Origin of the sequence: Actinoplanes sp. NPDC051494, from assembly GCF_044454705.1 — a bacterium.
GTDB lineage: Bacteria > Actinomycetota > Actinomycetes > Mycobacteriales > Micromonosporaceae > Actinoplanes.
The window spans coordinates 1-17,609 of sequence record NZ_JBITDZ010000008.1; the positions used below are offsets into that span (position 1 = coordinate 1).

The window sequence follows — 17,609 nt, forward strand, 5'->3', positions numbered from 1 at the left end:
GGCACCCGCATCGCCGTACTCGGAGCCGCGTTCAAACCCAACTCCGACGACGTACGCGACGCACCCGCCCTGTCCATCGCCGCCAGCCTCGCCAAGGCCGGAGCCGACGTACGCGTCTACGACCCCCAAGGCATGGAGAACGCCCGCGCGGTGCAGCCCGGGCTCGCGTACGAGGCCTCCATGAACGACGCGGTCGCCGGCGCCGAACTGGTGTGCGTGCTCACCGAATGGTCGGAATTCCGCAACGCGGACCCGGTGGCGCTCGGCGCCCTGGCCGCCGGCAAGCTCGTGATCGACGGCAAGAACTGCCTCGACGCCACCCTCTGGGCGCGCGCGGGCTGGGAGTATCGCGGAATGGGCCGCCCCGCGCCAGCCCTCTGACGACTGACCGTTTTCCGGCCGCGGCCGCGAACCTGCCGGGTTCGCGGCCGTTTCCATTGATCTCGACCCGGTTGAGACTGTTCTAATGAGGTGTCGGGAAGGCATGCTTCGTAGGTAGCGGGTCGAGGGGGTGCCGTGGCGCAGTCGCAGGGGCCGGACGAGGGCTACGACGAGGAAGTGGCCCGGATCGAAGCGTCCATCGCGGAGCTGAAGATCCAGGACATGGCGGCGGCCAAGGAACGTTCCACCATCGCGAGCAAGATCCAGGCGGCCCAGTTCCAGCGGGACATCCTGGCTCATGCCAACCAGCAGAAGAAGCGTGCCTCGGCGCCCCGGCGGGTGCGCCGCCGGCCGGTGGAATCCACCCGGGCCGAGGGCGCCGGTCCGCCCGGCGAGATGACCGACGGTGCCACCGTGCTGGTCGACGACCCGCCGCCGACCGAGGCGCCGCCGCGGCGGGCCCCGGCACCACCACGCCGCACCCGGGTGGCCCCGCTGGCCCCCGAGCCGCCCCCGGCACACGCGCCCGAGACGTCGTCGCAGTCCGTACAGAATATTTTGCTCGGCCTCAGTGCTCTGGTCCTCGGTGTCGCCGCGGTGGTGTTCGCCGGCGCGGCCACCAACCCGCTGGGCCGCGCGCTCATCCTGGCGATCTTCACCGCCGTCGCCCTGGCCGCCGCCCCGGTCATCGCCCGCCGCGGGCTGACCTCGACCGGTGAGACGCTGGCCGCGGTCGGTCTGATCCTGCTGCCGCTGACCCTGTTCGCGCTGCACGGCAGCCCCGGCTTCGGCGGTTCCGCCCCGGTGTTCCTCGGCGTGACGCTGCTGATCACCGCCGCCGCCAGCTTCGTGTACGCGGGGGCCACCAAGCTGGCCGTGCCCCGCTACGCGACCGTGGTGGCCGTGCAGCCGGTGCCGCCGCTGCTCGCGTACCCGATCATCGAGAGCCCGGCGGGCTGGGCCGGCGCGCTCACCGTCGTGGCCGTCATCGACCTCTTCCTGCTCACCACCGTGATCCGGCAGGGCCGGTTGCTGCCCACCTGGCCGGTGCGCCGCCCGGTGGCCGCCGACCGCGGGTCCCTGGCCGACGCGGACGAGGCCCGTGCGGCCGGCGCCCGCGACTTCGAACAGGGCACCGAGGAAGCACCCGCCCGCCCCGAGACGCTGCCCGAGGAGCCCGACCTCATCATCAGCGGGCTCACCGGCCGGCGCCGGTGGCGCTGGGTGCCCACCCGGATCTTCCCGGGCCCGCGCCCGGCGGGAGCCCCGGCGGCCGGCACGGTGCCGCTCGCCCCGCCCGCGACACCCCCGTCGGCGGGCTGGCTGCGACAGCTCACCTACGGACTGCTGCTGGCCGCGGCCGCCGGCGCCCTGCTGTACGGCACCGGGGGCCTGCTCGGCGCCGATACGGTGCCGGACGCACTGCGCTCCGGGCTGATCCTGATCCTGGCCGCGGTGACCGCCGCGGCCGCCGCCCGCATGGTCGACCACGTGCTGGCCAGCAACATCGCCGGTGCCGTGGTGACGCTGGCGATCATCGTCGTGTGCGCACGGATCGCCGACGTCGCGACCCCGGCGTGGACCCTGGCCGCGGCCGCCGCCGCGGTCGCGCTGACCGGCGCTGTCGTCGGCATGCTCCCCGAGCAGGTGCGCCGGGGCCCGCAGTTCGCCTCGGCCGCCGCCCTCGCCGTGATCGGTCTCCTCGTCGCCCTCGACGCGCTGCGCGCCGCGTTCGCCCCGGTGCAGGCAGCCCGCCCGGTGTGGAACGCGGACACCACCGGCTACGCGGACCGGATCTCCGAGGCCGCGGGCGGGGCCGGGTGGATGCTCGCGCTCAGTGCCCTGCTGCTGACCGTCGCCGCGGCGCTGGCCCTCCCGGCCGAGTACCGCCGTGAGGGCGCGGTCACCGGCGTGGCGCTGACCGCTCTGGCCGTACCCTCCTCGTTGGCCCTGCCCTGGTCGACCGCGCCCTGGCCGCTGGTCCTGGCCGCGATCGGCATCGGCGGCGCCGGTCTGCTCGCGCCGGCCCGCCGGGTCGCGATCGCGCACATCGCGGCCGCCGGCGTGGTCGGCCTGTTCGGCGCGGGCGCCGCGCTGAGCGCGTCGTGGCTCACCGCGGCGGTGCTGACCGCGCTGGCCGGCGCGGGTGTGATGGTCGCGATCGCGGCCCGGCAGATCCCGGTACGCCTGTACGCCTGGCTGGTCGGCGACTGGGCCTCCGGCGCGGCCGCGCTGGCGATCCCGGGCGCCGTGGTGACCGCCGTGCTCGCGATGAACGACCCCGGTGGCGGCCCGCCGCCCACCGAGGGTGTGACCGTGCCCGCGCTGGCCCTGGGCTTCCTCGCGGTGGCCGGCACCCTTACCTACGCGGCGGTCTTCCAGGTGGCCCGCCGTGAGGTCAGTCTCCCGATGACCGTCGGCGCCGGGCTGGGCGCGGTGGCGCTCGCGTTCGCCGCGCTGTTCTCCCCCGGCGCGACCGCGCCAGACATCTGGGTCGGTGCGCTGATCCTGGCCGCCGCGCTTTTGCTCTTCTTCGCCAAGTCGCTGGACAACGGCCGCCGCGCCGACCGGATGCTGGACGGCCCGGACATCGCGGCCGCCGCGGCCACGGTCGCGGTCTGCGGCGCGCTGGCCCGCATCGCGGCCCTCGCGTTCCCCGAGGCCCCGCTGGCCGTCGCCGCCGTCGTGGCGCTCATCGTCGGCTTCGGCGTCCGGGCCCTGCCCGAGGACTGGCGCCGCGGACCGGTCGTCGGGCTCGCCCTGGCCGGCCTGGTCATCGGCGCGATCGCCGCGTGGCAGGCGGTCGCCCTCGGCCTGCGGATCATCGCCGCGCCCGGCCCGGTGTGGGCCTCCGACGTCAGCGCCGTCCCGGGCAACGTCCCGGCCGGCGCCTGGCAGGCCCCGGTCGCCCTGACCATCATCGCCGTCGCCGCCGCGACCGCCCTGCCCCGCCCCTGGAAGTACGACGTCAGTGCCGCCTGCGCCGCGCTGGCCACGATCGGCGCGCCGGCCGCGTTCGGGCTGCCCTGGTGGTCGCCGCTGCTGATCGGCGGGGCGGTCGCGATCGCGTACGGCATCGCGGCCACCGCGACCACCGACCCGCGCGGCGCCCTCGCCCAGGCCGGGGTCGCCGCGGTCGTCTCCCTGCACGCCGCCGGCGCCGGGTTGGTCCGCCCGTGGTCGACGGCCGTCGCCCTGGGCCTCATCGTGCTCACCGGGGCGCTGGTCGCCGGGCTCTCCCGGGCCGGCCTGACCCCGGCCGCCCGCCAGGACTGGATCGAACGCGCCGAGGCCGAGGACGGCGTGGCGCTCACCCTCGACGACACCGGCATGCCCCGGCACCGGGCCCAGATCGGCGGGGCGGCCACCGCGGGCGCGCTGATCGCCGCCCCCGGCGTGCTCGCCGCGATCGCCGCCGGCCAGGGCCGCTCCGCGCAGCTGGTGCTGATCGCCGCGGTCGCCGCGTCCAGCCTCATGCTGGCGCTGCTCTCCCTGGTCGCCCGCTGGGTGCCGCAATACCTGCCCTGGGCGACGTTCGGTCTGGTGCTCGGCGCCACGGTCACGGCCGTGGCCTCGATCCCGAGCGACTACCCCACCGCGCTCTACGCCGCCGCGGCCGCCCTGATCGGGGTGATCGCCGAGCTGCTGCGCGGTTCGGTGCGGGCCCCCGGCCTCACCGTCGCCGCGTCGAACCCGAGCTGGCGGGAGCAGTACACCACCCGCTACGGGCGGACCCGGTGGACCTCGATCCGCCCCAGCGGCCTGCGCGGCCGCTGGCTGGTCGACCCGGCCACCGGCGCGGTCTGGGTCGCGGCGCTGCCGGCCGTGCTGGCCGTGCTCTCCATCGCCCCGGCGCTGCGCACCGCCCTCGTCGACCCGTTGCAGCAGATCGGCTCGGTGTGGGACGGCCCGATCGACGCGCTGGTCAACCCGAGCTCGGGCGGCGTCGACGGCACCAGCGTGCTCGCCGCGGTGCTGCTGACCGTGGCGGCGGCGCTGGCCGCCCTGGGCTTCGGCGGCAAACCCGCCGAGGCGGTCCCGGTGATCCTGCCGGGCCTCGCGATCACGCTGCTCATCGCGCCGATCGCGCTGCACGCGGCGTGGCCGGCGGCGACGTCGGCGGCCCTGGTGGTCTTCACGATCTCGATGCTGGGTCTCGCGCTGACCCCGCCGCCGGTCGCGACGCACGCCGCGATGCTGCGCACCACCCGCAACATCGTCTTCGTCATCGGCCTGCTCGCGGGCGGGGCCGGCCTCGCCGGAAGCCTCGCCACCGAGCAGCTGACGCTGTTCACGCTCGGCGCGGCGGTCGGCGTCGGCCTGGTCGCGGCGCTGGCCGGCCGCAGCCGCCACGCCCGGGTGCTGGGCTGGCTGTTCACCGCGGTGATGGGCCAGTTCTTCGTGCTGACCGTCGCGCTCGTCGCCGGGATGCCCCCGGAATGGGCCGCGTTCGGTGTCCTCGCGGTCGGCGCGGCACTGCTCATCCTCGAGGCCACGCTGCCCCGCCTCGGCCTCTCCGAATACCGCCTCGAAGCGACCACGGTCGAGTGGAGCGGCTACGCCTCGGCCCTGATCGCCGGCGCTCTCGCCTACAACTCACCGCCGCACCTGGCCGCGCTGCTCGCCGCCTGGGGCGCGGTGCTCGGCCTGGCCGCGACCCGCCCGGGACGCAGCCCCGCCCAGCGCCGCAACCTGTTCTGGCTGGCGGTCGGCTTCGAGATCATCGGTGTCTGGCTGTTCATCGCCCTGGCCGACGTGGCCCTGCCGGAGGCCTACACGTTGCCGTTCGCCGCGCTGGCCCTGCTCGTCGGCGTCATCGAGGCCCGGCACCGCCCGGACCTCAGCAGCTGGGCGGCCTACGGCCCGGCGCTGCTGGCGGCGTTCGTCCCGACCACCGCCCTGGTCATCGCCACCAACAACAACGAGATCCGCGAGGTCGTGCTCCTGCTCGGCGCGGTGGCCACCCTGATCATCGGCTCCCGGCTCCAGCAGCAGGCCCCGGTGGTGATCGGCACGGTCGTCACGGTCATCGCGACGATCCACTTCGCGACCACCCTGGTCGGCCCGTGGCTGGTCCTCGTCCCGGTCGGGGTCCTGCTGCTCGCCCTCGGAGCCACCAACGAGAACCGCCGCCGAACCCAGGAACGCCTCCGCGGAGCCCTCCTGCGCATGCGCTGACCGCCTGACCGCTCAGGAGGCCAGCGTCTCGCCGTCCAGCAGGGCCGGGGTCAGCTCGGCGTTGTGCGAGGCGGCCAGGTCCGGCCGGCCGCGATACCGCGCCGGGGTGCTCTGGAACAGCACCACCGTGCCGTCGACGACCAGCAGCGTGTGCACCGCGTTCAGCGCCGGGTCCAGGTCGAAACCGCCGGCCGGCACCATCCCGGCGATGGCGTGCACGAGCACCCCGTCCACCCCGACCGGACGGGTCCCGCGCACCTTGGCCACATACCGCGACGTCGGGGCGTCGGCCGCCAGGTGACCGGCGATGTCCGCCCCCACCACCTGGCTGCCGTCGAAACCGATCAGCAGGCCGTCCGCCGCGAACAGCCCCGCGAACGCGGCGGAGTCACGCTCGTTCCACGCCTGCAGCAGCCGTGCGTAGACCGCTGTCACGCCATGAGCCGCTTGCGCAGCGCTTCGTCCTTACCGGCGACGACCTGCTCGAGGTCGGACTGGAACGTCTGCATCTTCTTGAGCAGCACCGGGTCGGAGGCGGCGAGGATCCGCACCGCGAGCAGCCCCGCGTTGCGCGCGCCGCCGATGGACACGGTCGCCACCGGCACCCCGGCCGGCATCTGCACGATCGACAGCAGCGAATCCATGCCGTCGAGGTACTTCAGCGGCACCGGCACGCCGATCACCGGCAGCGGCGTCATCGAGGCGACCATGCCGGGCAGGTGCGCGGCACCCCCGGCCCCGGTGATGATGACCTTCAGGCCCCGGTCGGCGGCCGACGTCGCGTAGTCGACCATCTTCTTGACCGTCCGGTGCGCCGAGACGACCCCGACCTCGAACGGCACCTCGAACTCGGCCAGCGCCTCCGCGGCGGCCTCCATCGTGGACCAGTCCGAGTCACTACCCATGATCACGCCGACGGTGGGACCCATCACGAACCTTCCTGAAGCCAGCGAGCAGCCCGAACCGCCCGGGCACGTACCGTTGTCATGTCGTCACCGCAAACCGTCACGTGCCCGATCTTGCGACCGGGACGGACCTGCTTGCCGTACAGATGGACCCGGGCTCCAGGATCTTCCGCGAACAGGTGATGGAGCCGCTCGTCGATCGAGATCCCACCGGGCTGCCCACCCAGCACGTTCGCCATGACCACGGCGGGCGCGGCCAGCGAGGTCTCCCCCATCGGATAGTCCAGGACGGCCCGCAGGTGCTGCTCGAACTGCGAGGTCCGAGCGCCCTCGATGGTCCAGTGCCCGGAATTGTGCGGCCGCATGGCCAGCTCGTTCACGAAGATCCCGGCCTCGGTCTCGAACAGCTCGACGGCCAGCAACCCGACCACACCGAGCGCGTTGGCCAGATCGATGGCCAGCTGCTGAGCCTGCACCGCGAGCGCCTCGGACAGCCCCGGAGCCGGCGCCAGCACCTCGACACAGATCCCGTCCTGCTGCACGGTCTCGACCACCGGATAAGCCGCGACCTGCCCGAACGGCGACCGCGCGACCAGGGCGGCCAGCTCCCGCCGCAACGGCACCCGCTCTTCCACGATCAGCGGCGTACCGGTACCGACAAGATCAGCGGCGGCCTCGGCCCCACCGACCATCCAGACCCCGCGCCCGTCATACCCACCCCGGACAGCCTTGGCCACCACCGGCCACGAAAGGCCATGCTCAGCCACGAAGTCGGAAATGTCGGAAGTATCGGTCACCGGCCGCCACCGCGGAATCGGAGCGCCGAGCTCAGCCAACCGCTCCCGCATCCGCTGCTTGTCCTGGGCGAACACAATCGCCTCAGCGCCGGGATAGATCTTCACACCCTCGGCAGCCAGCGCGGCAATATGGGCGGTAGGCACATGCTCATGATCGAACGTGACCGCATCACACCCCTTCGCGAACTCCCGCAGAGCGGCAAGATCGGTATGCGTCCCGATCCGAACGTCAGCGGCCACCAGGGCAGCACTGTCGTCAGCCTTCTCGGAAAGCACCCGCAAAGACTGACCAAGGGCAATCGCGGCCTGATGGGTCATCCGGGCCAACTGCCCGCCACCCACCATGCCGACAACAGGAAGACCGGTTCTGTTATCCATCGCCCCACCAGCCTAACGACCCCCCAACCCCAAGGTCGAACCCCCATATAGGTACGCGCAACGTCCGCCCCCAACCGCACCCCGCACCACCCCGCCTCCGGCGGCTACCGCACCCCGGGCCGTCCCCCACCAGCCCCTCAGTCCGCCGCCGGCCGGATCCGCACTCCATCGCCCCAGACCAGCCACCCCAGACCCCAGCCGCTCGGCTCAGCCGCCCGGCTCAGCGCCCGCCCCAGCCGCCCGGCTCAGCCGCCCAGCTCAGCGACCCCATCCCGGACACCGCGGCAACAGACCGGCCACCGCAGGCAGGCCACCCTGGCCCGGGCCGCCGCAACCAGGCCCGCAGCAACCAGGCCCGCAGCAACCAGGGCCGCCAGAAGAAGGCCCGTCAGAAGAGGCGACAGTCCGGCTGAACATTGCCGGCCGGAGCCGGGCTGGCCAGCACAGACCGACCGACACGGCCCGATCAACCGCAAGCCAACACGACCAGGCGGCAAACAACCAGGCCGTGTCATAACCAGGCTCGCCGCACCCAGACCACCCGCACCCAGACCACCCGCACCTGGCTTGCCCGCGACCAGACCGCCCGTGACCAGACCGCCCGCCCGGTGGGCACGGGTGACGATCCCGGCGCCCCAGACCGCCCGCGCCTGGCTTGCCCGCGACCAGACCGCCCGTGACCAGACCGCCCGCCCGGTGGGCACGGGTGACGATCCCGGCGCCCCAGACCGCCCGCGCCTGGCTTGCCCGCGACCAGACCGCCCGTGACCAGGCCGACCGCGCCTGGCTTGCCTGTGACCAGGCTGGCTGCACCCAAGCCACTAGCGCCGAGTCCGCTCGGGCGAGCCCAGGCCACTCGCGCCCGGACTGGCCGCGAACGGACTGACCGCGCCCGGACTGGCCGCGAACAGGCCGGGTGCGCCGGCTGACCCGCGGGGCCGAGGCGGGGCCGGCGCACACTTGCAGTCCTCTCCATGGCAGCGGCGGCCCTCTCCACGGCAGCGGCGGCGTGGGACGGATTCGGCCAATGGCGTTGACCGCCGACAATGCCGATATTCGATACTCGGGCACTGCCACGATTGTTCTGCGACCATCGGGTTGATCTTGCTCGGTCCGGTCAGCCGGGGCGCCGAAGCATTAACTTCCCCATGGCCCGCGCGGGAATCGCCGTAGCGTTCCCGAAGCGACAAAGCCCCACAATTACCAACAAAGCCTCTGCACGCATCAACAGCGCACCACCCTGCCGATCGGGCTACGCCGGAACGGCCGAACCAGCAGCCCCCACCCACACTGAGCTGCACCCAGCCGCCCCCCACCCGCAAGGCGAGCGCTCCGCCCGATGAGCCACGGGCCCCTCGCACCGGGGCGCGATTCGAAAGCGCTCCGCGAGCAGCCCGCCTCCCGCCGACAGGGTCACCGGGCAAGATCAATTGCTGGCCACGCATGTCCATATGGTCCCTTTGCGCGGCTTTCGAAACGCGAAAGTCCGTTTATTGACTCAGATTGGCGCGTAGCTGTGTTGTGGAAGTTCGCGATCCGTTGTTGTCTACTTCGCACACGCCGGGCTCACCCGGTGGAGTGACGGACCGAGTGGGCAACCAAGGGAGTACCTCGTGGTGAGTGCGGCCGGCGGCGACGGCGCGGCGACGTTCATGCTGTGGGCCGCGGCCGGCATGGCCGTGGTGCTGGCCGTCGTGGTCATCTCGCTGATCGCCGGCGGGCGGCAGCGCAACGAGCCGCCGATCAATCCCGCGCCGAGCACCAACCCGACCAGTCTGCTCGAGCTGAGCGCGCGCCACCAGTCGGAGAAGGTCGCGTGGGGTCAGGCTCCCGCCCAGCACCGCAAGGGCGGCCGGTGGACGGTCGCCGTGCTGACCGTGCTGCTGCTCGCCGCGGTCACCGGGGCCATGACGCTGCTGCAGCGCAAGAGTGACGAGCCGCCACCGGCAGCGGTGGCCGAGTGCCCCGACGCGGATCTCAAGGTTGCCGCCGCACCGGAGATCGCCCCGGTCGTCGAGGTCGCCGCGCGCACCCTCGCCCCGGCCGGCTCCGAGTGCGGTCCGGTGCAGGTCGTCGCGCAGGAGCCCGCGGTCACCGAGGCCTCGTCGAGCAATCCTGACGTGTGGATCCCGTCGAGCACGGCGTGGCTCGGCCTCGCCGCGACCAACGGCATCACGTACGACGTCGGTGGCGCACCGATCGCCTACTCGCCCCTGGTCCTGGCCGCGACCCCGGAGCAGAGCGCCACGTTCGCCAAGGGTGACCGGACCACCTGGGCCGCACTGATCGACGGCGTCGCCAAGCGCACGGTCGCGAGCGTCTCGATGACCGATCCCCTCGACAGCACCACCGGCCTGCTCACCGTGCACGCGGTGCACGAAGCGATGAAGAAGACCACACCGGACGCGGGGATCGCCCAGCTCCGCGCCCTCACCCTGCGCAGCCGGCTGAAGAATGCGAACGCGGATCCCGTGGGCCTGTTCGACAGTTACGCGAAGGGCGGTAGGGCGACAACCACCGACGTCGGGGTCTTCCCGACCACGGAACAGCAGCTCGCCGCGTACAAGAAAGGGAACCATGCGGTGCCGCTCACCGCGACCTATCCGCAGGATGGTGTGGTCGAGGCGGATTATCCGTTCGCGGTGGCGCGGTCGAGCACCCAGAAGGGCCTGGCCAACCGGCTGCGCAAGGCGATCAGCAAAGCCGCCGTGACCAATGCGGGCTTCCAGACGAAGTCCACGGAGAACGCGCTGGAGCTACCGGGCGAACCCGATCAACTGCTCGGCGAGGCCCAGCAATGGTCACGCTACAAAGTGTTGCCGTTCCAGGTCCTGCTGCTGGTCGACACGTCCGGTTCGATGAACCAGAAGGTCACCGACAAGGCGGGTCGCGCCCGGACCAAGGCGGATCTGCTGCGCGAGTCCGGGGCCAACGCCAACCAGTTGTTCGGCGAGGACACGAGCATCGGCATGTGGTATTTCTCCACCCCGTCCGAGACGAGTCCGGCGCATGTCGAAATGGTCCCGCTCGGGCCGCTCACCGACGAGGTGAACGGCAGGCCGCGCCGTGCTCTCATGGGTGCCGCCATCGCCGGATACAAAGCGCCGGCCAATGCCGGGACCCCGCTTTTCCAGACCGTTCTCGACGGTACGGCCGAGGTGCGCTCGAAGGCCCGCCCCGGCGCGGCCAACCTGGTGATCGTCCTGACCGACGGCCAGGACGAGGAGTCCCCGTTCGCGATGCCGCAGGCGGAGTTCATGGACAAGCTCAAGTCCGAGCAGAACCCCGAGGTCCCGGTCCCGATCATCGCGGTGGGGTACGGCCAGGACGCCGACATGGGCGCCCTGAACGCGATGGCGGACGCGACCGGCGGCATGGCCATCTCGGCCGACAACCCCGCGGACATGGCCTCGGCCATCGCCCAGGCGTTCCTGGCCGCCCACGCCCCGAAATAGGCGATCAACCGCCGAGCTTCGCCACCAGATCATCCACTGTGGTCACCGGTCGGTCGCAGACAAAGCCCCGGCACACGTACGCCGCGGAGCCGCCGTCGATGAACGGCCGGTCCGCCAGCAGGGGTACGCCGTCCTGACCCGGCCGGCCGGACACGATCACCGTGCCGGGCGGGGCGTGCCGGTGGGCCGCCTCGATCAGCGGGTCGGCCGGGTCGTCGGTGACGATCGCGATCTCGTACGGCCCGGCCAGCACCGCCTCCGCCACCGACGCCGAGTAGCCCGCGAAGCGCGAGTGACCGCCGATCAGCGGTCCGACCGTCTCGAGGGCGGCGTCCGCGGCCTCCCGGTAGCGGGTCTGCCCGGTCAGCGCCGCGTACGCGACCAGGCCGGCACAGACCGCGGCGAGCCCGGACGGCGTGGCGTTGTCGGTCGGGTCGGCCGGGCGGGTCACCAGGCGTTCGGCGTCGTCCGCGGTGTCGTAGAAACCGCCCTGGCCGGTGCCGAAGTGGTCGAGAGCGACGTCCAGCAACAGACCGGCCAGCGTCAGCCAGCGGCCGTCACCGGTGAGCTGGTGCACCGCGCAGAACGCCTCGGCCACCGCGCCGTAGTCCTCGAGCACACCGGCGGGCTCCCCCACCACACCGTCCCGGGAGACCCGGCGCAGCCGTCCGTCGACGATGTGCCGCTCGGCCAGGACCTCGGCGAGCGACACCGCGGCCGCCCGGGAGGCCGGGTCGGGGTGTTCGGCCAGCGCGGTGATGGCCAGCCCGTTCCAGGAGGCCACGATCTTGTCGTCGCGGGAGGGTTGGGGCCGCTCACCGCGTACCGAGAAAAGGCGTGACCGGATCTCCTGCCAGCGACCCACCAGCTCCGGCGCCGCGGCGTCGATGTCCCTGGCCAGGGCCAGGACGCTGGTGCCGTGTTCGAAGGTGCCCTTGGTGGTGACCGCGAAGAGGTCGGCCGCCCAGGCGCCGTCCTGCTCGCCGAGGGCCGCGTCGAGCTGCGCCGGGGTCCACGAGTAGGTCAGCCCCTCGGTGCCGTCGGTGTCGGCGTCGAGCGCGGAGGCCAGACCGCCGGCCGGGGTGGCGAGGTCGCGCAGCAGGAACGTGGCGGTCTCGGCTGCGACCCGGTGGGCCAGCGGATCGCCGGTCAGCCGCCAGAGCTGGGTGTACACGCGCAGCAGCAACGCGTTGTCGTACAGCATCTTCTCGAAGTGCGGCACGGTCCACGTGTTGTCCACCGCGTAGCGGGCGAACCCGCCGCCGAGCTGGTCGTAGATGCCGCCGCGGGCCATCTGTTCGGCGGTGTGCCGGACGATCTCGAGAGACTCCGCGGAACCGGTGCGCTGGTGGTGCCGGAGCAGGAACAACAGGTTCATGTGCGGGGGGAATTTCGGCGCGCCACCGAAGCCGCCCCACTGCTCGTCGTGTTCCTTGCCGAGCCGCAGCGCCGCCGTGTCGAGCAGGTCGGCCGAGATCGGCGCGGTCGGGCCGCCGACGAGCTGGGCGCCGCCGATCGCCTCGACCACCGACGCGCCCTGCTTGACGACGGCGTCGCGCTGATCCCGCCAGGCCTCGGCGACCGAGCCCAGCAGGCGGCTGAAATTGGCGCGGGGGAAGTAGGTGCCGCAGAAGAACGGGTCGGCGTCCGGGGTGGCGAAGACCGTCATCGGCCAGCCGCCCTGCCCGGTCATGGCCTGGGTCGCGGTCATGTACACCGCGTCGACGTCGGGCCGCTCCTCGCGATCCACCTTGATCGCGACGAAGTTCTCGTTGATCTGCGCGGCGACGGCCTCGTCCTCGAACGACTCGTGCGCCATGACGTGACACCAGTGACACGCCGCGTAGCCGACCGAGATCAGCACCGGCACGTCGCGGCGGCGGGCCTCGTCGAACGCCTCCTGCGACCACGGCCACCAGTCGACCGGGTTGTCGGCGTGCTGCAACAGGTAGGGCGAGGTCGCGTTCGCCAGTCGATTGGCCATGACCCCAACTTAGCCGCAGAACTCAGGAAGCTCCGTCGGCCCGCAGTGGTACGACCTTGGCCGGGGCGGCGTCGGCCATCTGACGCAACGCCACGACGATCTTGTCGGCGGGCAGCGGCCGGCTGAAGTGGTAGCCCTGTGCGGACGTACACCCCAGGGCCAGCAGGGCCGCTCGCTGGTCGGCGGTCTCGACGCCCTCCGCGACCACCCGGGCGCCCAGTCGCGCGCCCAGCTCGACCGCGCCGCGCACGATGGCCTCGGCGATCGGCGAGTCGGCCATCTCCTGGACGAACGAGCGGTCCACCTTCAACTCGTCGATCGTGACCCGGGTCACGAACGCCAGCGACGAGTAGCCGGTGCCGAAATCGTCGACGGAGATCTGCACCCCGATCTCGCGCAGGCCGGCGAGCACCTCGTCGACCACCCCGGAACCGCTGACGGCCAGCGACTCGGTGACCTCCAGGACGAGACGGTCCGGCACGATCCGGTGCCGGCGCAGGGCCTCGGAGACCTGGGACGGGAACGTCGGATCGATCAGGCTGCGGGAGGAGACGTTCACCGATACGGGTACGTCGAGCCCGGCGGCCGCCCAGCCGGCCGCGGCCGAGAGCGCCCGGTCCAGCACGTAGCGCGTGAACGGGCCGAGCAGTCCACCGTTCTCGGCCGTCCGTACGAACGAATCGGGGGTGAGCAGTCCCCGCCGCGGGTGATGCCAGCGGATCAGGGCCTCGACCCCGGTCGGCGCCCCCGTCTCGAGATCGACCTCGGGCTGCAACGCCAGCACCAGCTGGTCGTCGGCGGTGAGCGCGTCGAGCAGCTCCGCGGGCAGCGACAGATGGTCGGTGCTGGTCGCGTCCCGGGTGCTGTCGTACGCGGCGACCGCGACGTTGAGTTCCTTGGCCTGGTCCAGCGCGACGCTGGCCCGCCGGATGAGCTCCCCCAGCTCGGCGCAACCGGCGGTCTCGACCACCACGCCGACGGCCACCTCGGTGACCAGCCGCACCCCGTCGATGTCGATCGGCTCGCTGACCGCCTCGATGAACTCCCGCGCCCGGCGCACCACCTGCGGCAACGGCTCCCGGACCGGGGTCGCGGAGTCGGCGAGGGTCACCACGGTCGGCAACAGGACGGCAAATTCGTCGTCACCCAGCCGGGCGACGATCTCCCGCTCCCGGGCGAGCCCGCTGAGACGGTCGGCGACGGTACGAAGGACAGCGTCGCCGGCCTTGTACCCCAGGGTCCCGTTGACATCGCGGAAGTTGTTGAGATCGAGCAGCATCACGGCGACCGGCCGGTCCCGGTCCAGCGACTTCAGCATCTCGTCACCGTCGGCCAGCAGCGCCGCCCGGTTCGCGAGCCCGGTCAGCGGGTCGTGCACCCCTTCGTACGCGACCTGGGTGTCCAGCAGCGCCAGCCGCTCGTTGGCCGCGGCGTCGTGCAGGGCCGCGGCCAGGGCGTCCGCGTAGGCGGACACGGCCAGTTCGTCCTGCGCACCCGGCATGGCCGGTTCCGCGAGCCAGACGGTGAGGTCGCCCACGCGCGTGCCCCCCACTGTCATCGCCCTGGTGATCACCGGTCCCGGCATCGAGCCGGGCATCGGTTCCTGCGTCGCATCCGCCACGTACCGCCGCTCGCCGGCCACGTCGATCTCCACCCGGCGAGCCCCGAACACATCCAGCGCCCCCCGCAGCCCGGCCGCGGCGACCACCGCCTCCGTGACCCCGCCCAGCGTCCGGGTGGCCCGGGCGAAAGCTTCCCAGATCCGCCGTTCCTCCTCGGCCCGCAGGTGGTGCCGGTAGGCCCGTTGCAGCAACCACAGCACCGCGGGCATCGCGACCAGCCACTGAGGACCGTGCAGGAGAACATAGACGGTGGAGAGGCCGACCAGGACATTGCCGACGAACATCGGCAGCTTGGCATGCAGCGCGCGGACCGCGATCTGTCCCGGCGAGGCATCCCGGTGCAGCGCCAGGGTCAGCACCGCCAACCCGAAGGTGATCAGCAGATACACCGTCGCGCCGGCGATCAGCGCGATCTGCGTCCGGGTCTCCCCGACCCGCGCACCCGGCCCGGCGATCGCATACGCCACCGCGGTGGCACCACTGGCACCCAGGCTGAGCGACGCCGCGAGATGCACCACATCGCCGACCGCCCGCTGATCATTGAGCCAGGTGATCAGGAACCACGCCCCGGCGACCCCGGCCAGCGTCACCAACGGCAACCATCCGGGAGGAGCGAGCGAGAAGCCCAGAATGAAGGCGGCCTCACCCCACGACACACTGACGGCGCCCCGCCCGACCCGGAACCGCAGGCGGGCCAGCTGCCCGGCGGCGACGACCACGAACGCGAGCACCACCCCGGCGGCCAGGCCCGCGGTGAACCCCTCGGGCCGCCGCGTCGGCAGCAGCACCCCCAGGACACCCAGGGCAAGGGCCAGGATCAGGACAAAGACATTGAGCAGCCGTACGCCGGAAGCACCCCGAACAGCCGCACCAGCACTGTCCCCGGAATCCCGGGCATCCACGGTCGAAACGGCAGAAGGCGAAGTCATGCGACCTCCTCGCCTGGACGATCTGAACCGGAAGCGGACCTGCTCCCGGAGCTCAAGGCGCCACCACAGGCGGCCGTGACAACCCGGCGGCGAGCCACACCCGCAGCCCACCCCAGCGGCGCGACCCAGCTCCCAGCCCAGGGACTCATCGTGGACCCGGAACCGATCGCCGCCCCCGCCCCCGCCCCCGGCCCTGGCCCTGGCCCCGCCCCCAGCCCACCGTGCCCGGCCCGCAGCTCGCGAACGCGGCCGCCGCCGTCCGGCCCAGCCATCGCGGCCGGGACGACCGTGGCGGGCGCTGCGGTGCTGGTGGGTATGGTCACAGCTTTGGCAGCCGGCGTGCCGGCGGTTGTGGTCACAGCTGTCGAGGCACAGGTCACGGCCGTTGTGGGCGCGCACCTGCCCGCTGTCGTCAAGCAGGTCGTCGCCGTTGTGGGCGCGTGCCTGATGGCTGTCGTCGCGGCGTTGATCACCGCGGGGTGCCCGGCCGCCGGGCCGCGGTGGCGGCCCGCCCGGGACGAGGGGCCCGAATTCGCGCCATGAGCACACGCCGACACGTCGGGTCCGGGGTGGGCGACGGAGCGGCCGTCCGGAGTGGCCGTTGCCGGCGCCGCCGGCGGGGCCATCCGTGCCGATCGATCTTTCCTCGACCCCGTCCGGGGAGGCTGGACAACCCCCACACGGAGATCGTCGGGAAACCCCCACGATCGATCTTGTCCGAGGTCACACCGCAAGCCGCTGACCAGCAGCACTCGCGGATGCACGTGCATCTGCAGTGGAGAATGCGGGGGGCGGGAGATGGTCATCGACGGCCCCCTTTCCGCGCAGGGTGGAGGGACGTCAAAGCCCCCCGGCGGAAGGCTAAGCCAAACCGGCGGAACGCAACAGGGGTTGACGGAGGAGCACTAGCGATGTTCAGACGGTGACACCGGCCCGCCGCGGGCGAATCCGGAAACTTGACAAAGTGGAGTCAGCCCACCAGTCGATCAGGCCCGCTCGCCCGGCCCAGCATCCTTCGCCGGGGCCTCCGCGGAGTCGACGCCCGCGACCTCGGCATCCGCCGCGGATCCATCCACAACGGAAAGATCCTGCTCGCCGGCACCCTTGGCCGCCCCAGCACCACCCCGGGCAAGATCAGCCTCGAGCCGCGCCACCTCAGCGTCCCGCGCTGCCGTACGGCTATCGGGGAAACTGTCAGGAAGCTGACGCAGCCGCTTGTTCATATTGCGGATGAGCAGCACCGTCGCGATGGACATCAGCACAATCACGAAGAGCCCCATGGGCCCGGCAAGCCCACCGGACCGGGTATCCCCGAAGTTGTTCACGGCAAAGAGATCCACCCCCCAAAGGTACGCCCACCAGCGCCGCGCCCGGCCGCGGGATCCAGCAACCCACACCGGGCCGCCCCACCGTTCGGAACCCATCCGCCGAAACAGGTTGAGGCCACTCGAAATACCCATATCGCACCGCTACGGACACGCATCGAGCTCCGCTGCAACAAAACGCTCACATGGTGGCAAACGGTGACAGAACTGTCGGGCTGACGATCAGGGCCGAGCAACACGCCGCAATCCCAGCAACCAGGGCAGCGCAGCGACGTCGGACACCGCAGGCGGCCCCGACAGTCAGCGCGCGGTCGGCAGGCGACCGCCCGCAGCTACACCGCACGCGAGAAGCGGCGCCGGCAAGCACCGCAGAGAACAGGGCTCGACACATAGGCGGGCAGCGCGGGCAGCGCGGGCAGCGCGGGCAGCGCGGGCAGCGCGGGCAGCGCGGGCAGCCCGGGCAGAACGGCGCAGGCGGGCAGAACGGCACAGCGCGGGCGGAGCAGTATAGGCGGACGGACGGGCGGGCGGAGCGGCGCAAGCAGGCAGCGCAGGCGGGTGGCAGCGCGAGAGAGCGGGTGGCGCTCAGGGGAGGTGACCAGGCCGCGGTGGGGACAAGGCCAGCTCCCGGTCAGGGCGCGCCGGGCCACGTGAC

General features: G+C 72.4%; 9 protein-coding genes. 3 read left to right on the top strand and 6 right to left on the bottom strand.

The features are described 5' to 3' along the window. The coding region (locus ACIA6A_RS25480) for a UDP binding domain-containing protein (protein WP_396100362.1) at nucleotides 1–381 on the top strand (381 nt) is incomplete at its 5' end. 135 nt (nucleotides 382–516) lie between these two features. Next, entirely contained in the window at nucleotides 517–5,559 is a 5,043-nt protein-coding gene (locus ACIA6A_RS25485; RefSeq protein ID WP_396100363.1) for an SCO7613 C-terminal domain-containing membrane protein, read from the top strand. 12 nt (nucleotides 5,560–5,571) lie between these two features. Here the strand turns inward: ACIA6A_RS25485 and ACIA6A_RS25490 are convergent, their stop codons facing one another. The 3 genes from ACIA6A_RS25490 to ACIA6A_RS25500 are packed head-to-tail and all read right to left on the bottom strand — an operon-like array spanning nucleotide 5,572 to nucleotide 7,639. Beyond that, complete coding sequence (locus ACIA6A_RS25490) at nucleotides 5,572–5,994, bottom strand: SgcJ/EcaC family oxidoreductase (protein ID WP_396100364.1); 423 nt, start codon at nucleotides 5,992–5,994, stop codon at nucleotides 5,572–5,574. After that, nucleotides 5,991–6,488, bottom strand: coding sequence for a 5-(carboxyamino)imidazole ribonucleotide mutase (gene purE, locus ACIA6A_RS25495; RefSeq protein ID WP_396100365.1), 498 nt, complete (start codon nucleotides 6,486–6,488; stop codon nucleotides 5,991–5,993). Before purE ends, ACIA6A_RS25490 begins: the two co-directional genes overlap by 4 nt. Then, nucleotides 6,488–7,639: a 5-(carboxyamino)imidazole ribonucleotide synthase gene (locus ACIA6A_RS25500; RefSeq protein WP_396100366.1), complete on the bottom strand. Its 1,152-nt coding sequence runs from the start codon at nucleotides 7,637–7,639 to the stop codon at nucleotides 6,488–6,490. The genes purE and ACIA6A_RS25500 overlap by 1 nt, the downstream gene beginning before the upstream one ends. A 1,613-nt stretch (nucleotides 7,640–9,252) precedes the next feature. Here ACIA6A_RS25500 and ACIA6A_RS25505 point away from each other — a divergent pair. After that, complete coding sequence (locus ACIA6A_RS25505; protein ID WP_396100367.1) at nucleotides 9,253–11,094, top strand: substrate-binding domain-containing protein; 1,842 nt, start codon at nucleotides 9,253–9,255, stop codon at nucleotides 11,092–11,094. Between the two features lie 4 nt (nucleotides 11,095–11,098). Here ACIA6A_RS25505 and ACIA6A_RS25510 read toward each other — a convergent pair whose 3' ends face one another. The 3 genes from ACIA6A_RS25510 to ACIA6A_RS25520 all read right to left on the bottom strand — a co-directional run bounded on the left by ACIA6A_RS25510 (nucleotide 11,099) and on the right by ACIA6A_RS25520 (nucleotide 16,969). Further along, complete coding sequence (locus ACIA6A_RS25510; protein WP_396100368.1) at nucleotides 11,099–13,078, bottom strand: thioredoxin domain-containing protein; 1,980 nt, start codon at nucleotides 13,076–13,078, stop codon at nucleotides 11,099–11,101. 22 nt (nucleotides 13,079–13,100) lie between these two features. Next, entirely contained in the window at nucleotides 13,101–15,629 is a 2,529-nt protein-coding gene (locus ACIA6A_RS25515) for a putative bifunctional diguanylate cyclase/phosphodiesterase (protein WP_396100369.1), read from the bottom strand. Nucleotides 15,630–16,615: 986 nt separating this feature from the next. Continuing rightward, nucleotides 16,616–16,969, bottom strand: coding sequence for a hypothetical protein (locus tag ACIA6A_RS25520; RefSeq protein ID WP_396100370.1), 354 nt, complete (start codon nucleotides 16,967–16,969; stop codon nucleotides 16,616–16,618). Nucleotides 16,970–17,609 lie beyond the last annotated feature (640 nt).